Genomic DNA, 15,325 nt, shown 5'->3' with positions numbered 1-15,325 from the left:
TGGCCAGCAGGCGGCGCGAGGACCTCGGCTTGCCGACTTATCGCCCGGGCACGCTTTCGGAGACGGTTGACTTGTGGGCCGGGCCCAACGAGCAGCACCGGGTCAGCGACCCGTCCGCGCGTGTCGCCGGACCGGAGTGATCGCAGTCCTGACCTTCATGCGCTATCTCTTACCCCGTAGCCGGTCCGGTGACACCCCGACCGCACCGGAGGACGTCAGCGCCGACCCAGTAGGCGCTGCCCGGCAAAGCCGGCCGCTTCTTGTCAGCGGTCACTTTCACGTGCGCAGGCGACACGGTGGCACCGTCGAGCGACACGAAGGTCAACCGGCGCCGGCCGATCATGCCGATGGTCACGCAGCCGAACACCGGTTCATCGGTGGTGGTATCGACATACACCGATTCCAGCGTGCCAACTTTGTGCCCGGATTGGTCGACAACGTCGCGGCCGCGCCAGTCTCGAATGTTCTCCGCGTGAAATTGCATTGCTTCGGCTCCTATGCTTCTGGACACATCCAGTGCCGTACCCGCTGTGGCGAAACGGAACCGGTCGTGCGCAGACGCCGGGGATGCTCCAGCTGCAGTTTGCGGGTCAACGCCTGTCGCGCGGTGCCGGCGTGGTCGAGGTCTTGTGACAGGACCGCAGAATTGCCAGGTGATAGTGGTGGGCCACGCGCCCGGTGCGCAATCGGATGCGTAACCAGCGGGCCCGGGCGGGGACGGGGCGCGGCACGACGGCGCCGATGCTACAGGCGACTCCGGCCAGCGCCAGGGCCGCGGCGAGGAACGCCCAGGCGAGCCCGGTCGCGCCGCTCAGCGACAGGGCGAGCAGGGCGCTGAAGCAGCCCAGTGCACCCCCGGTGCGGATCAGCCGGACACGTCGCGTCCAGCCGTGGCGGCGGGTGACCAGTTGTCTCATGAACTCCGGATCATCGAGACACAGGTCGATCATCAGCAGCTTGAACGCGCGCTCGTCCTGCGGAGTCAGTGCCACCACGGCCTCCTGTGCTTCATGAGTCCTCACGCCTCGCGCTCGTCGCGCCGCAGGCGTGCCCCGCGAGCGACATCGTCGTCCTCCTTGGCACGCGCCTTGTCGATCTTGCGGGTGTCGCGGGGTGGGAGCTGGATGGTTTCCTCCGCATGTATGCCGGCCTGTAGCTCACGGCCGCGCTCGAGCTCGGCGTCCAGCTGGGCGCCGAACAACAGCGCCAGGTTGGTGATCCACAGCCAGAGCAGGAAGACGATGACGCCGGCGAAGGGCTGTTTCACGTTGGGGGTGGCGTAGTAGAGCAGCGCCACGATGAGCACCACGATCGCGAGCATCACCGGCCACTTGGCGATCCGCCATACCAGCACCGCGGTGGAGCCCAGTCCGATGGCGTTGCTGACGGAATTGGCCGCGGGCCCACTGACGACCAGACCGACGAGGACCAGCGCGGACAGGATCACCGTGACAAGGGTGACCAGCAACATCACCGGACAGTGCGGCCCAAGCCACGGCGCGGCCCCATGGCGTGCTCGGTTCGTGCATCCGCTCGGCGTTCTTGCCAGACGTGCCCTCGGGATTCTCGTTCGTGTCGTTCGTGTTCTTGCTCATGTCCTTCCTCGTTCATTCAGAGGTCTGCTGCCGGCGGGCGCGGCGGAGTATGTCGGCACCGATCCCCGACGCGGTCAGTCGTCGGGTCGTCGGGCCGGAGGTGTCGTGTCCGACCGCACCTGGTGGAGCGGATCCGTCTCCACGCTGCTGACCGTCGCCGCCCGACGGGTAGTAGCGGAAAAGCTCCTGTTCCTCCTGGGGGCTCAGGTGCTCATCGGACTCCACCTGCGGGGCGTCCTTGATGGTCTTCTTGTCATACGGCACGCGTAGCTGCGAGCCGTCCGCGTCCGCCTGGGTCAGTGGGACGAAGGAGGCCGCGCCGCCGAACATGCCGGTCTTGATGGTGACCCAACGGGGCCTGCCCGAGTTGTCGTCGACATAGACCAGGTCGATCTTGGCGATCTTCGACCCGTCGTCGCCGACAACGGTGCCGTGCTCGAGCAGGGTTGGGATCTGGTCTGTGTTGATCATCTGTTCCTCCCAATGGGACTGGTGCCTCGTGGACTCGGGACGCCGATCTGACGCCCGGTCACCTGTCGCTGGGCGGTGAGGTTCGGTAAGGCCACCTCCAGCACAGGCATGGCTGCCGGGGTCCGGGGCGACACTGCGGCGAATACCAGGTGTCGACGCCGCTTCAAGCGGAGTAACTACCCCCGACGGGCGAAGAAAAACGTCACTCGGCACATTCGGGAGGATCGGCACGGGTTTACGGGCCGACCGATCCCCGGTGACACACACCTGGGTGATCGGCCGTTTGAGGCGTAAGTTGAAAGGGAAATATGAGCGGGGGTGGGGCGTGTGTTTGCCGTATTCCTTTCACCTGTTCAGACCGACGAAACTGTATGGAAGCGAGGTGGCCCCGTGTCGCATGAGACAAAAGACTTCGGTCGTGCTCGGGCGTTCGAGCAGATCAGCCGTGATCTGATGCACGCCGGAGGCGAGCAGCCGACCCTGGCGTTGATCACCGAGCTCGCAGTCGAGACGGTCCCGGCATGTGATGCCTGCGGTGTCTCGATCCGCCGCACCGACGGCACAGTGGACACACCGGCGTGCACCTCGCCGCTGGTGGAGAAGGCCGACGCGCTGCAGTACGAATTCGGGGAAGGCCCCTGCCTGGACGCGGTGTGGAAGCTCGACACCTACGTCATCGAGGACATGGAGTCCGAGAAGCGTTGGCCCCGCTGGGCACCCGCAGCCGCTGAGCTGGGTTTCCGAGCCATCCTGAGTGTGCGCCTGGACACCCCGGAGCGCACCCTCGGCGGGCTCAATCTCTATGCCCACGCCCCGGACGTCTTCGACAACACGGACGTGATGATCGCCAGTATCTTCGCGCGCCACGCCGCCAACGCTCTGACCGCCACCCGCCGCAACGACGGCTTGCACACCGCACTCCAGACTCGCCAAGCCATCGGGATCGCCCAGGGCATGCTGATGCAGCGATACGGGCTCAACCTGGACCAGGCGTTCGAGGTGCTGCGCCGCTACTCCCAGGAGCAGAACATCAAGCTCCGGGTGGTGGCCGAGGAACTGGTCGCCGCGGGGACCATCACGCAGGGCATCGGCGCAACACTCAACGAGGCCGAGCCCGAGACCGCATCAGCCGGCAGCCCGCCTCAGCAGGTGTCCCGACCCGCAGTCTGAGTCCGCCGCGCGGGACCGGCAACCCATCCCGCATCGAGCCGCCGTAGGCGGCTGGCCCGTTTGATCACTCCCGCGCTCGGGTAGCTGCTCCGTCAGGAAGCCTGCCGTGCTGCGCGAGGAGAACCTGATGGAAGCCCGGATCATTCTGCGCGTCGACGGTCGGCGACGCGCCCTGACGGTCGACACTCGCACGAGCCTGTTGGATGCGCTGCGGGATCGACTGGGTGTCACGGTGCCGAAGAAGGGCTGTGATCGCGGGCAGTGCGGCGCGTGCACAGCGTTGGTCGACGGCCGCCGCGCGACCACGTGCCTGTCTCTCGCGGTCGCCAATGACGGCGCCGAGGTGGTGACGGCAGGCGGACTGGCCGATGACGAGGGCCAGCTGCACCATGGGGGCAGCCCCACGGAGGGCGCCATGACTGAAGCCGAGGCGCCGAAAGACCTTGTGGCGAAACAGTTTGCGGCGCACTCGTTCGGAGCGCAGTTCGCCGAGGTGCGAGTTCACCGCGACACCGGGGAGATTCGTGTGCCGCGCATGTTGGGCGTCTTTTCCGTCGGGCGGATCATCAATCCGCGCACCGCGCGCTCCCAGCTGATCGGCGGTATGACGATGGGCCTGTCGATGGCTCTCTTCGAGCACAGCGTGATGGACCCGAGCTTCGGGCACATCGTCAATCACGATTTCGCGGAGTACCACATCGCGGCGCACGCGGATGTCGCCGACATCGAGGCGGTGTGGCTCGACGAGTCCGACCCGCACACCAATCCGATGGGGACCCGAGGCATCGGCGAGATCGGCATCGTCGGTGCGGCCGCGGCGATCGCGAATGCCGCCCACCACGCGACTGGCGTGCGCGTGCGCGATCTTCCGATCACTCCCGACCAGTTCGTCAGCGCAGAGGAGACATGAGATGTCACACGTGGAGCATTCATCCGGTCAGCAGGACACCGGACGGCAGGAGGCCGAACAGGTCGAGCTGACCGATAAGGGAAAGCGCACGATCTGGACGTGGGCTTCGGTGATCGCCGTCGGCGGGTTCCTGTTCGGCTACGACACCGGCGTGATCTCCGGGGCGCTGCTGTTCATCAAGACCGACTTCCACCTCTCCTCCACCGAACAGGGCGCGGTCGTCAGTCTGCTGCTGCTGGGCGCGATGGTCGGCGCACTCGGTGAGGGCCGAGTGGCCGACTCGCTCGGACGTCGCAAGGTGCTGGCTCTGGTCGGAGTGATTTTCCTGATCGGCACCGCGATCGCAGTCTTCGCCACCGGTTACGTCATGTTGCTGGTCGGCCGGGTGGTGCTCGGTCTCGCAGTCGGCAGCGCCTCCGCGCTGGTGCCCACCTACCTGGGCGAGCTCGCACCGGCGCAGGTCCGCGGCCGGGTGCTCACCCTCAACCAGCTGATGATCACGATCGGGATCATGGTCGCCTACCTGGTCAACCTGGCGTTCTCCAGCGTCCAGAGCTGGCGCGGGATGTTTGCGGTCGGCGCGATCCCGGCGATCGTCATACTGCTCGGCGCCCTGATCATGATTCCGGAGTCTCCGGCCTGGTTGCTGACCAACGACCACACCGACAAGGCGCAGAAGGTCTACCGCCGGATCGCCGGCGACGAGGACGGTGGCCAGCAATTGCTGGAAGCGCGCCAGCAGGAGATGGAGGAAGAGCAGCACAAGAGCGGTGAGAAGGTCGGCTGGCGCGGCCTGTTCAACAAGGCGGTGCGACCGGCCCTCGTCGTCGGTGTCGTGCTGGCAGCCCTCCAACAGTTCGGTGGGATCAATACGATCATCTACTACGCACCGACCATCATGCAGAAGACCGGCTTGACCGCGTCCAACTCGATCTACTACGCCGTCGCCGTCGGCGTCATCAACCTGCTCATGACGATCGTCTCGCTGTGGGTGGTCGGCCGGATGGGGCGTCGCAAGCTGCTGCTCATCTCGATGAGCGTCATGCTGGTCGCGCTCGCAGTGATGGGCCTGTCGTTCGTGGCCTCCTGGGGTTCGGTCCTGTCGCTGGTGTTCATGGTGCTCTACATCGCGGGCTTCGCCGTCGGCATGGGGCCGCTCTTCTGGGTGCTGATCGGGGAGATTTTCCCGCCGAACGCCAGCGCGACGGGCTCCGGCGCGGCCACCGCAGTCAACTGGGCGTCCAACCTCATTGTCAGCCAGGTGTTCCTGACGGTGGTCACCACGATCGGCCTCGGCCAGACGTTCTGGTGCTTCGCGGTCATCTGCGTCTTCGCCCTGTTCTTCATCGGCAAGTACGTCCCGGAGACCAAGGACCGTGACTTCCCCGAGATCGACGAGGACATGCAGCACCGCTTCGGTCGGGAAGCAGCCCCGCAAGAGGCTGAGTCTCCCTCGTCGTCTTGACCCGCTCCAGGTTGTTGCCTGCTGACGCCGAGCACTGGCGACAGCTGATCGCGGGTGAGGTCGACGACGCCTGGCAGCGGGTGCGCAGCGGCGGCTGGCCCGCCATACAGGGGACGTTCGCCGCCACGGTCTCGTGGGTGATCGCCCGGCATCTGGTCCAGCACCATCAGCCGTTCTTCGCACCGATCGCCGCCGTCGTAGCGCTCAACGCCACCCGCGGGGAGCGCGGCACGAACGCGCTACGGATGCTGGCGGGCGTCATCCTCGGCATCGTCGTCGCGGAGGCGGCCGTCACGGTGATGGGCTCCGGATACGTGACCCTGGCGGTGGCGACGCTCGTCTCGATGCTGCTCGCCCTGGTGCTCGGCTCGGCTCGGATGATCATCGCCCAGGCGGCGGCGAGCGCCATACTGACCGTCGCCACGAACGCGCCCGGGGTCGGCCCGGCCCGACTGATCGACGCGCTGATCGGCGGCGGCGTCGCGCTGGTCGTCAGTCAGCTGCTGTTCCCGGCAGCGCCGCTCAAACTGTTGCACCGGGACGAATCCGCTGCCCTCGCCGGTATGGCGCGATCGATGCACCTCGCCGCCGAGGCCATCGAACGCAACGACGACGCACCCGCCGACCGCGCCGTCGAGCAGCTGCGCACCGTGCGTGACCGACTCACTGAGCTCGGCAAGACACGGCAACTGACGCTGCACACCGCCCGACGCACGCCGCGGTGGTGGCTGCGCCGAGAGCCGATAGTCCAGGAGGAGGAGAACGCCGGACAGCTCGACCTGCTGGGCAGCAGTTGCCTCGCGCTGACCCGGGCGATCATCGCCGCCGGCGAGGCTCAACTGCAATCGCTGAAGGGCGCGATCAGCGAGTTGGGCGACGTGCTGCAAGCACTCGCCACCGCTCCGACGAACCGCGACGTGCGCCAGCACGCGGCTGACGAGGCGCTGCGGATCGCCCGCAGCACATCGCAGATCTCACCAGACGCTCCGGAACCGGAACGGGCCGTGGCCTGGTCGATGCGGCAAGTCGCTCACGACACGATCATGTTTGCCGGCATCGACCCGGAGCAGTGAGGCCGGACCGGTAGCAGCAGAGCCACAATCCGCGGGCCTTGTCGGCGCGGAGTCTGATGCCCGGGTCGGAGCGTCGGCTTTCGACGGCACCCCGACCGGTCTCCGCGGAATTGAGGGCCGAGCGGGCTGGGTTATCAGTACCCGGTTCGCGGCGGCGTGCTCCAGCTGGTTGAGGAACGCTGCCGTCTCGTCGGCAGCTCGGCAGGGATGATCATTGCTTTCCCGCGCTATGGCCTGACAAGCATCCACGACAGCCAGCGGGTCCACGTCGCTCTCCGGTATGGGTGTCCACGTGTACCCGTGGTACAGGGCACGGTGGCCGTCATCGTCGCACTCGCCGCGATGGTGGGCGCCCTCGCAGTAACCGCTGGCGACGTGGCCGCGCAACAGCATGCGTCCCAAGCGATCGGGGTCCAGACCCTGATCGTCGCTGGCGACGGCCCGGACGCGGTACATCATCGCGGCCGTGACAAGGAAGTCGACCGGGTCACACTGGCGTACGAAGACACTCATGATCGATCCATTGTGGAGTTCGGAGGGGGTGTCCAGTGTTTCACCGGTCTGGTCGTATCGCCGGCCAGTGGTGTGCGACCAGGTCGCGGCAGTGCAGGCACAAGGTGACACGTGGGAATGCGCCCAGGCGCGCCACGCCGATCGGGTGTGTGCACGACTCACAGGTCCCGTACGTGCCGTACTCGATGCGCTTGAGGGCTGCGGTCGTCTCCTGCATCAGCAGCCGAACTTCGGCGACCGCGCCGTTACCGCGGTCGATCCGGGACGGCGGCGCGGCACCCAGGTCGCCTGGGTCATCGCCGGTCGCGCCGCAACGCACGTAGGTGGTGGCATCCGCGCCTGCCGTGACCAGTTCCTCGCGAAGCCGGAACAATTCTGAGTCCAAGCGCGCGCGTGCCCGCGCCAGGTCAGCGGTGGTCAGGCTGTGTCGGGTGCTTGTGTTGGGTTTCGTCACGACGTGCTCCTAACGGGAACCTGAGGTGGTGACGGCCCTGACTCACCCGAGCCAGGCAGAGCCCAGCCGACGCTGCGGGGACAGCGGCAGCAAATGTGTGAATAACGCTCCGGTCTGCCCTTACCCATTTACAGCGCACCTACACGTGAGGCCGCACGCGCTATGGGCAGCAGCGCTCCTTACCGCGCGAGCTGCCGGTAGATCTCATCGAATCTGGCAACCGTGCGCCGGGCAGCATGGCGCTCGGCGATGTGCCTGCTGACAGCGCACATCGTCCGCCGGTCCGCGGCGAGTAGCGTCAGCAGCGCCTGCGTAAGCGCGGTGATATCGCCGGGTGGGTAGAGGAAGCCGTTGGCGCCTTGCTCCACCAGGTGCGGCAGGGCGACCGCATTGGCGAGCACAACGGGCAGCCCCGTCGCGAGTGCTTCGAGGGTGGCAATGCTCTGCAGCTCCGCAATCCCTGGCATGCAGAACACGTCGCACGCGGCATACACCTCGGGCAGGATCGCGTCCGGCACGAAGCCGAGGAAGTGGGTCCGCTCCGCGATGCCGAGATCGGCCGCGAGCTTCTCCAACCGGGGACGGCACGCACCAGCGCCGGCGACCACGAAGTGGACCGGAACGGGAAGGCGGGCGAGTGCCTGTATCGGCTCCTCGAGCCGCTTGTCGGCGTCGAGCCTTCCGACATACCCGATGGTCGGCACGTCGGGGAGCGCGAGCGCTCGCCGGCTGGCCTCCGGACCTGAGCGCGGGTGAAACGCGTCGGTGTCCACGCCGCATGAAATCGGTTCGACCGCACGGCTCAGACAGTGCCGGCGTACCAGCGCGGCAGCCGTCGGGGTCGGCGCGGTCACCCGATCTGCGTTGCGGTACACCCGCTGGAAGTCGTACCACGCGGCACCGGCCAGCAGCGGGCGGCACGGACGTGGAATGTATGGCGTGAGGTTCTGCGGCATGAAGTGGTTGGTCGCCACCACCGGTATGCCGCTTTTAACGGCGGCCCGGATCGCTGCGCGACCGATCGTGAAGTGATCCTGTGCATGCAGCACGTCGGGCCGGATCCGCGCGACCAGTCCGTGCACGCGTCGAGACGCGCCGACCGGATTCGTGAAACGCAGCGGTGGATGGATCAGCAACGGTAGGGACGGCAGCCGGTGGACGCGGACCCCGTCGGGGTCGACGACCAGCTTCCGCGGCCCACTGTCCGAGGAACACACGACGTGGACCTCGTGTCCGTATTCGACCAGACCCCGGGCGAGCCGCCGGGCGAAGACGGAGCTGCCGCTGACGTCGGGCGGGTAGGTGTCGGTAGCTATCAAAATGCGCATCAGGTGGCACTCTGTTCCCGCGAGTGTGCTGGGTGGACGTGGGACAGTACGACGACACCGGCCGCGGTCAGCCCGGCCGCGAGCGCGACCCAGGCCAGATTCAGCGGCGCGGTCGGGATCTGGTCTCCGAACACGAGGACGCCGGTGAATGCTGCGCTCAACGGATCGACGACCAGCACAACGGCATACACCTCGGCGAATCGCGCCAGCCGGTAGGCGGACTGCTGCGCCACCCCACCGACCAGGAGCAGGGCGATCACCAGGAGTGTCGGCCAGCCCAGCACGGCATCGAGACTGGCCGCCGCCTGCCGCCCGATCGCCCCGATCAATGCCGCGCCCACCCCGAATGACGCTCCCGCGCCGGCCGCGATTGCCGCAGCACGCACGTCGAGGCTGACTCGCCGGCGCGGCAGGGCCAGCGCGACGCCGGCGATCCCGAGCGCGATCACGGTCATACCGACCGCGCCACGGGCCGGTACGTGCGTGCTGCCCTCACCATGCGGCAGCACGACCAGGAACGCAGCCAGCCCGACGATGACGATCCCCGATCCGATCAGCGCACGCGTGCTGGGCCGGGTCCGGTCCAGAGCCGACCTCGCACCCACCGCGAAGATCAGACCCACCGTGCCCACAGGCTGGATCGCACTCACCGGTCCGATGCTGAGCGCGACGACGTGCACCGCCACGCCGCTGACACTTGCCACCGCGCCAGTCAGCCAGCGCGGCTGCCGAATCAAGATGAGCAGGAAACGGATCCGGCTGATTCGCTCGGAGCGGACACCGACCGCGGTGCGCGACTGCAGCGCGGCTCCGACGGCGATCAGCAGGGCCGCGACCACCGCAAGCACCACTGCAAGCTGATACACCGCGATGCCTCAACTCGCGTCCTTCAGCGCGCGTGCCATGGCAGCACGTTCGCAGCCCGTCCTGGACAAGCCCTGCGAGCTCACCATCGGACCACCTCTTCCAGCTTCCGGCTCGTCGGTGGCGTGATTCAGCCGTCTGAACGAGACCCGTCGGACGGGGCCGGCGGTCCGTACCGGCCACGGGAGAGCCGCTCGGCGCGCCCCTCAGCCACCGCCTCCCGCAGTGCGCGGCGGAATCGCCCAGGACCCCAGTAGCGCCCGTGCACCATCTCGAACAGGTTGGAGGTATTGAGCGCTCCATGATCGGCCAACGCCCGGACGATGGACTCGATCTCGTCGTCGAGCACGTCAGGTGGTTCCGTCGGGTCTGACACAGACATCCGAGGCGACCAAAGCGTCCGGCCCGGACCCGGCCGGTACCGAGCCGCCCCGGTCGTCTGCCGCCGTTGCCGGCGTTCCTCCCGCGCCCTGATCCGCTCGTCCCGGGCCCGACGTTGCTCGTCCCTGCGTGTCTTCTCGTCGTCGTCGGCGTCGTCACCCGAGGACCCGGTGTCCTGAGTCTTCTGCTCGTGCTCCGCGCCGCCGCGCCCCTGTCCGCCGTCCTTCGCGTCTTCGGCAGTCAGCGGCATCGCGATGCTCTCCAGGCTCTTGCCCTCCGAATTCACCCCGAAGAGCAGCTCGACGACTCCGCCGATCGCCATCACCACAGCACCGATGATGAAGCCCAGAGCGATCAGCGAGGTGTCGCCGGAGTCGATGAACCGGCCGAACAGCAGTGGCCCCGCGATGCCGCCCGCAGCGGTGCCAATGGCATAGAAGAAGGCGATGGCCAGCGCACGCGTCTCCATCGGGAAGATCTCGCTGACCGTCAGGTAGGCCGCGCTCGCACCGGACGAGGCAAGGAAGAACGTCACCATCAGCATGGCTTCGAATCCCCATACGCCACCTGCCGATTCGACGACGACCCAGGCCAGGACCAGCCCGGCGACAGCCGAGCCGAGGTAGGAGATCGCGATCATCGGCTTCCTGCCGACCGTGTCGAACAGCCGACCGAGCAGCACCGGCCCCAGGAAACTGGCTACGGCATACAGGATGAAGAAGATCGGAATCCGGTCGGATGACACCTTGTATGCCTTGCCCAAGAGGGTTCCGAGGTCGAAGGTGATCCCGTTGTAGAGGAATGCCTGGCCGACGAACAACGAGAAGCCGAGGATCGCGCGTTTCGGATAGAGCTTGAACGCGACCTTGGCGATCTCCCGGAACGGGATCGCCTGGCGTTGCCGGACGGTGATGCTGTCGCCCGGCTCGGACAACTCTTGGCCCGTCTCCTCCTCCACGTCATCTTCGATGTCGCCGACGATCCGTTCGGCCTCGTCCTGCCTGCCGTGGATGAACAGCCACCGGGGACTCTCGGGTACGTGCCGCCGCACGAGCAGCACCAGCAGTCCGAGGATCGCGCCGAGCCCGAAGGCCAGTCGCCAGCCGAGGTCGGCCGGCAGCACGCCCTTGTTGAGCAGCACGATGGCCACCGCGGCCCCGCCCGCGGCCCCAGCCCAATAGGTGCCGTTGATGATCAGATCTATCCGGCCGCGGACCCGGGCCGGGATGAGTTCGTCGATGGCCGAGTTGATCGCTGAATACTCGCCACCGATGCCGGACCCGGTGAAGAACCGCATGAGGAAGAAATACCAGGGCGCGAAGGCGAAGGCGCTGAGCACGGTGGCGGTGATGTAGACGCCCAGGGTGAGCATGAACAGCTTCTTACGACCGAAGCGGTCGGTCAGCTGACCGAAGAACAGCGCTCCGACACAGGCGCCGACGACGTAGATGGCGCCGGCCATCCCGATCTGCGCCGAAGTGATCGAGATGCCGCTGTCGCCCTCGGTCATCCGGGCGGCCACGTTCCCGACCATCGTGACCTCGAGGCCGTCGAGGATCCAGACGCTGCCGAGCCCGATGACGACCCGCCAGTGGAACTTGGCCCACGGCAGCCGGTCAAGCCGAGCCGGGACCTTGGTGGTGATCGTGCCTGTCTCGGCACTCATCTCTGTGCGTCCTTTCGATTGCGCAAGAACCGCCACAGTCGCAACGGGAACATCCCCAGAAGTGGCGCACGTTTGCCGACGTCCTGACCGTCGCGCCGGTCGAATGCGCGGGCATACTTCCTCGCAGCAACGGCAGAGTCATAGGTCTTGGATCCCGTGTGTCCACCACACCATTCGCAAGCCCACGTCATGGTGCGGTCTTGCGCGTGGAACCGGACCCGGTGGCCGACGAACACGCACTTCGGGTTTCGTGCTCGGTGCTCGCGGTCGACTCTCATCAGGTCATTCATCACGAAGACTCCGTGCTGCGGCGGTGATCGCCTCGGCGTCGATGCCGGCTGCGTGCATCAATTCCTCGGGAGTGCCCGAGGTCGGCATGATGTCCACGGCCAGCTTGCGGACCACGGGCCGCTCTTCGCTTTCCGCCAGCGCTTCCAGGACCGCGTCGCCGAGCCCGCCCTCGCCGCGATGGTCCTCGACGGTGATGATGGCTTTCGTGTCGGCCGCAGCCTGGCGTACTGCTTCTTCGTCGATCGGTTTCACCGAGTAGCAGTCGATGACCCGTGCCGTGATCCCATGTGCGGCAAGGAGATCCGCGGCCTTTACGGCCTCATCGACCGTGACTCCGCACCCGATCAGGGTCACGTCGTCGTTGTCGCCTTCCCGCACGGTCCGGCTGCCGCCGACGTGGACGCGTTCGTCGGACGCTGTGCGCACCGTCGTCTTGCCGCGCAACACCCGCAGGTAGGAGATGCCGCTGCGGTCGGCGATCTCCTCCATCAGGCAGGTGACTTGGTTCGCGTCGGACGGATGCAGCACGACGCTGCCGTGGATGGCACGTAGTGACGCCATGTCCTCCAACGCCATCTGCGAGGGGCCGTCCGCGCCGATGGCGACGCCTGCGTGAGATCCGCACAGGCGCAGGTCGGCGCGTGACACCGCAGCCATGCGGACGAAATCGTAGGCCCGTGCCCAGAACGCCCCGAAGGTCGAAGCGAAGGCCGTCCAGCCTCGCGTGCCGAGGCCGACGGCAGCCGCTGCCATCTGCTGCTCGGCGATGAACATCTCGAAGTACCGCTCGGGCCGGGCCTCGGCGAACTGGTCCGAATGCGTGGAGTTTGAGACCTCACCGTCCAGCGCGACGATGTCCTCACGGGTGGCGCCGAGCCAGGCCAGCGCGGCGCCATACGCCTCCCGCGTCGAGCCCTCGGTGCCGACTTCGTATGTCGGACGGTCTGCCTGCGTGCTCGAGAAGCGGTGCGGGTCCTGGCTGGTGTCGGGATGCTGCACGTCGACCTGCAGGTCCCGGAATCCGCCGAGCTCCTGGACCGCGGAAGCTGCGTCCTCCAACGGTTTTCCGTGCTTGCCGGGCTGGTCTTCTACCGCCTTGACGCCCTTTCCCTTGAGCGTGCGCGCAATGATCACGGTGGGCTTGCCTGATACGCCGGCAGCCTCGGCATACGCCTCGTCAATGGCCTGCACATCGTGGCCGTCGACGACAATCGGATGCCAGCCGAACGCCGTCGCCCGGTCGGCATACGCCTGCAGGTTGTGACCGAGCATGGTCTCGCGGGTCTGCCCGAGGCGGTTGACGTCGATGATGGCGGTCAGGTTGTCCAGCCCGCGCCAACCGGCGTAATTGAAGGCTTCCCAGATTGATCCCTCCGCCATCTCGGAGTCACCGCACAGCACCCAGACGCGGTAGGGGAGTTGCTCAAGAGCCTTGCCGGACAAGGCGATTCCCACACCGATCGGCAGACCCTGACCGAGTGACCCGGTCGCGACATCGGTCGGGGGCATCCTCGGTGTCGGGTGTCCCTCGAGCCTGCTGTCCAGCCGACGGTAGGTGCGCAGCTCCTCCTCGTCGATGGCACCTGCGGCGTGCAGCATCGCGTAGTAGAGCGGCGAAGCATGGCCCTTGGAGAAGATCACATGGTCGTTGTGCGGGTCGTCCGGTGTCTGCAGGTCCCAGTGCAGGTGGCGGGCCATCAGCACCGCGATCAGGTCGGCCGCTGACATGGACGACGTGGGGTGACCGGAGCCGGCCCGATCACTCATCACCACCGAGTCGACCCGGAGTTGTTGGCCCAGTTCAGCGCAGAAATCCAAGTCCGGCCGAGTGTCCGAGGTTGTTGTCATCGAGTGTGCTGCTCTCAGCGACGCAGGATGAGCGGCATCTACCCGTCCTCGTGAAGGGGGAAACCGGGGACCGTCGGGAGGGTTGGGTCGTTGCTGCAATGGGTATGCGGCGGGGATGAGGCCCGGAGCTGTAGTCGACGAGGTCGAGGTCCGCGCGCTGTCGTTCGCGACCTCGGCGCCGGAGAGCGACGGCACCCTGACGTGGGATCACATCAATGTCGTGACCGTGGAAGTACGTGCGGGCCCAGAGGTCGGCCTCGGGTGGTCGTACACGTCGCCGGCAGCCGTGGAGATCATTCGATCGGTTCTCGCGCCGGAAGTTCTGGGCGAGGATCCGTCCAGTCCCGGACGTCTGTGGGAACGGATGCACCGTGCCTGCCGCAACCTCGGGACGCGCGGTGTGGCGATGGCGGCGATCAGTGCGATGGACATCGCGTTCTGGGATCTGCGCAGCAAAGGGCTGCGGTGCCGCTGGCGGACCTTTGGGGTGCGCACCGCGACTCGGTCCCGATCTACGGGTCCGGCGGCTTCACATCGATGGACGAAGGTCAGCTCGACGAGCAGGTCGAAGCGTGGCTGAGTGCCGGTTGTTCGGCGCTGAAGCTGAAGATCGGTGAGAATTGGGGCCGCAACCTGACGCGTGACATCGACCGGGTCGCGCGTGTCATGGCCAGAGTGCGCGGCGACGTCGAGGTGATGGTCGACGCGAACGGCGGCTACTCACGAAGCCAGGCGATGCACGTCGGACAGGACCTGGACCTGCTCGGCGTGACGTGGTTCGAGGAGCCGGTGTCCAGCGAAGACCTGTCGGGGCTCGGACAGTTGAGCGACGCCCTGAGTTGTGATGTGGCCGCGGGGGAGTACATCGCCGAGATTTCCGATGCGCGCTCGATGTGTGAGGCCGTCGACTGTGTCCAGCTGGATGTGACACGGTGCGGCGGGTACACGGGGTGGCGGCGGTGTGCGGCATACGCGCACGCGGTCCACGTCCCTGTCTCCGGGCATGGCGCGCCGGCGCTACACCTGCCGCTGGCACTCGCAGATCACACAGTTCGCCACGCCGAGTGGTTCAGCGACCACGTCACCGTGGAGGAACAGTTGATCGAGGGCGCACCGGCCGTCCGAAACGGGCAGATGTCGTCGGTGCGCCCCGCGGCCGTGGGTCACGGTTATCGGCTGAAGGACGTGTCGCGGTTCGCGGTCGACGATGTCTCGACCCAACGGATCGGTATGCGCGGAATCACCTCGCTGGACGCGCATCGGCCCCCACGGCTCACCTGAGCTGGCTGTGTCATC

15 protein-coding genes are annotated in these 15,325 nt (G+C 66.9%); 6 read left to right on the top strand and 9 right to left on the bottom strand.

What is annotated here, in order from left to right:
* Nucleotides 1-169: 169 nt before the first annotated feature.
* The 4 genes from ACFQDH_RS17830 to ACFQDH_RS17815 all read right to left on the bottom strand — a co-directional run bounded on the left by ACFQDH_RS17830 (nt 170) and on the right by ACFQDH_RS17815 (nt 2,066).
* Nucleotides 170-484: a PRC-barrel domain-containing protein gene (locus ACFQDH_RS17830; RefSeq protein WP_382403730.1), complete on the bottom strand. Its 315-nt coding sequence runs from the start codon at nt 482-484 to the stop codon at nt 170-172.
* A 106-nt stretch (nt 485-590) separates the two neighbouring features.
* Nucleotides 591-992 carry a hypothetical protein gene (locus tag ACFQDH_RS17825; RefSeq protein WP_382403729.1) on the bottom strand — a complete coding sequence of 134 codons (402 nt, stop codon included), beginning with the start codon at nt 990-992 and terminating at the stop codon, nt 591-593.
* A gap of 26 nt (nt 993-1,018) precedes the next feature.
* Nucleotides 1,019-1,471, bottom strand: coding sequence for a YihY/virulence factor BrkB family protein (locus tag ACFQDH_RS17820; protein WP_382403728.1), 453 nt, complete (start codon nt 1,469-1,471; stop codon nt 1,019-1,021).
* Nucleotides 1,472-1,607: 136 nt separating this feature from the next.
* A complete protein-coding gene (locus ACFQDH_RS17815; RefSeq protein ID WP_382403727.1) occupies nt 1,608-2,066 on the bottom strand; it encodes a PRC-barrel domain-containing protein in 459 nt (152 codons plus the stop codon).
* Nucleotides 2,067-2,456: 390 nt separating this feature from the next.
* Between ACFQDH_RS17815 and ACFQDH_RS17810 the strand changes: the two genes are divergently transcribed.
* From ACFQDH_RS17810 to ACFQDH_RS17795, 4 genes are all read left to right on the top strand, one after another.
* Entirely contained in the window at nt 2,457-3,236 is a 780-nt protein-coding gene (locus tag ACFQDH_RS17810; RefSeq protein WP_382403726.1) for a GAF and ANTAR domain-containing protein, read from the top strand.
* A 127-nt stretch (nt 3,237-3,363) separates the two neighbouring features.
* Nucleotides 3,364-4,146 (top strand): molybdopterin cofactor-binding domain-containing protein, encoded by a 783-nt coding sequence (locus ACFQDH_RS17805; protein WP_382403725.1) that lies wholly within the window; start codon nt 3,364-3,366, stop codon nt 4,144-4,146.
* A gap of 1 nt (nt 4,147) precedes the next feature.
* Complete coding sequence (locus tag ACFQDH_RS17800) at nt 4,148-5,611, top strand: sugar porter family MFS transporter (protein WP_382403724.1); 1,464 nt, start codon at nt 4,148-4,150, stop codon at nt 5,609-5,611.
* Nucleotides 5,608-6,684 carry an FUSC family protein gene (locus ACFQDH_RS17795; protein ID WP_382403723.1) on the top strand — a complete coding sequence of 359 codons (1,077 nt, stop codon included), beginning with the start codon at nt 5,608-5,610 and terminating at the stop codon, nt 6,682-6,684. The genes ACFQDH_RS17800 and ACFQDH_RS17795 overlap by 4 nt, the downstream gene beginning before the upstream one ends.
* Nucleotides 6,685-7,237: 553 nt before the next feature.
* On the opposite strand, the gene ACFQDH_RS17790 is transcribed toward ACFQDH_RS17795, so the two are convergent.
* The 5 genes from ACFQDH_RS17790 to ACFQDH_RS17770 form a co-directional block, all read right to left on the bottom strand.
* Nucleotides 7,238-7,651 (bottom strand): TraR/DksA family transcriptional regulator, encoded by a 414-nt coding sequence (locus ACFQDH_RS17790; RefSeq protein WP_382403722.1) that lies wholly within the window; start codon nt 7,649-7,651, stop codon nt 7,238-7,240.
* Between the two features lie 179 nt (nt 7,652-7,830).
* A complete protein-coding gene (locus ACFQDH_RS17785; RefSeq protein ID WP_382403721.1) occupies nt 7,831-8,979 on the bottom strand; it encodes a glycosyltransferase in 1,149 nt (382 codons plus the stop codon).
* Nucleotides 8,979-9,845, bottom strand: coding sequence for a DMT family transporter (locus tag ACFQDH_RS17780; protein WP_382403720.1), 867 nt, complete (start codon nt 9,843-9,845; stop codon nt 8,979-8,981). The genes ACFQDH_RS17785 and ACFQDH_RS17780 overlap by 1 nt, the downstream gene beginning before the upstream one ends.
* Before the next feature lie 128 nt (nt 9,846-9,973).
* A complete protein-coding gene (locus tag ACFQDH_RS17775) occupies nt 9,974-11,890 on the bottom strand; it encodes an MFS transporter (RefSeq protein ID WP_382403719.1) in 1,917 nt (638 codons plus the stop codon).
* A 282-nt stretch (nt 11,891-12,172) separates the two neighbouring features.
* Entirely contained in the window at nt 12,173-14,029 is a 1,857-nt protein-coding gene (locus tag ACFQDH_RS17770) for a transketolase (protein WP_382403718.1), read from the bottom strand.
* Between the two features lie 115 nt (nt 14,030-14,144).
* Here ACFQDH_RS17770 and ACFQDH_RS17765 point away from each other — a divergent pair, with 115 nt between their 5' ends.
* A complete protein-coding gene (locus tag ACFQDH_RS17765) occupies nt 14,145-14,609 on the top strand; it encodes an enolase-like domain-containing protein (protein WP_382403717.1) in 465 nt (154 codons plus the stop codon).
* Complete coding sequence (locus ACFQDH_RS17760; protein WP_382403716.1) at nt 14,567-15,310, top strand: enolase C-terminal domain-like protein; 744 nt, start codon at nt 14,567-14,569, stop codon at nt 15,308-15,310. The genes ACFQDH_RS17765 and ACFQDH_RS17760 overlap by 43 nt, the downstream gene beginning before the upstream one ends.
* Nucleotides 15,311-15,325 lie beyond the last annotated feature (15 nt).

The organism is Flexivirga alba (assembly GCF_042661025.1).
GTDB lineage: Bacteria > Actinomycetota > Actinomycetes > Actinomycetales > Dermatophilaceae > Flexivirga > Flexivirga alba.
This window is presented reverse-complemented; position numbering and strand designations above follow the sequence as displayed.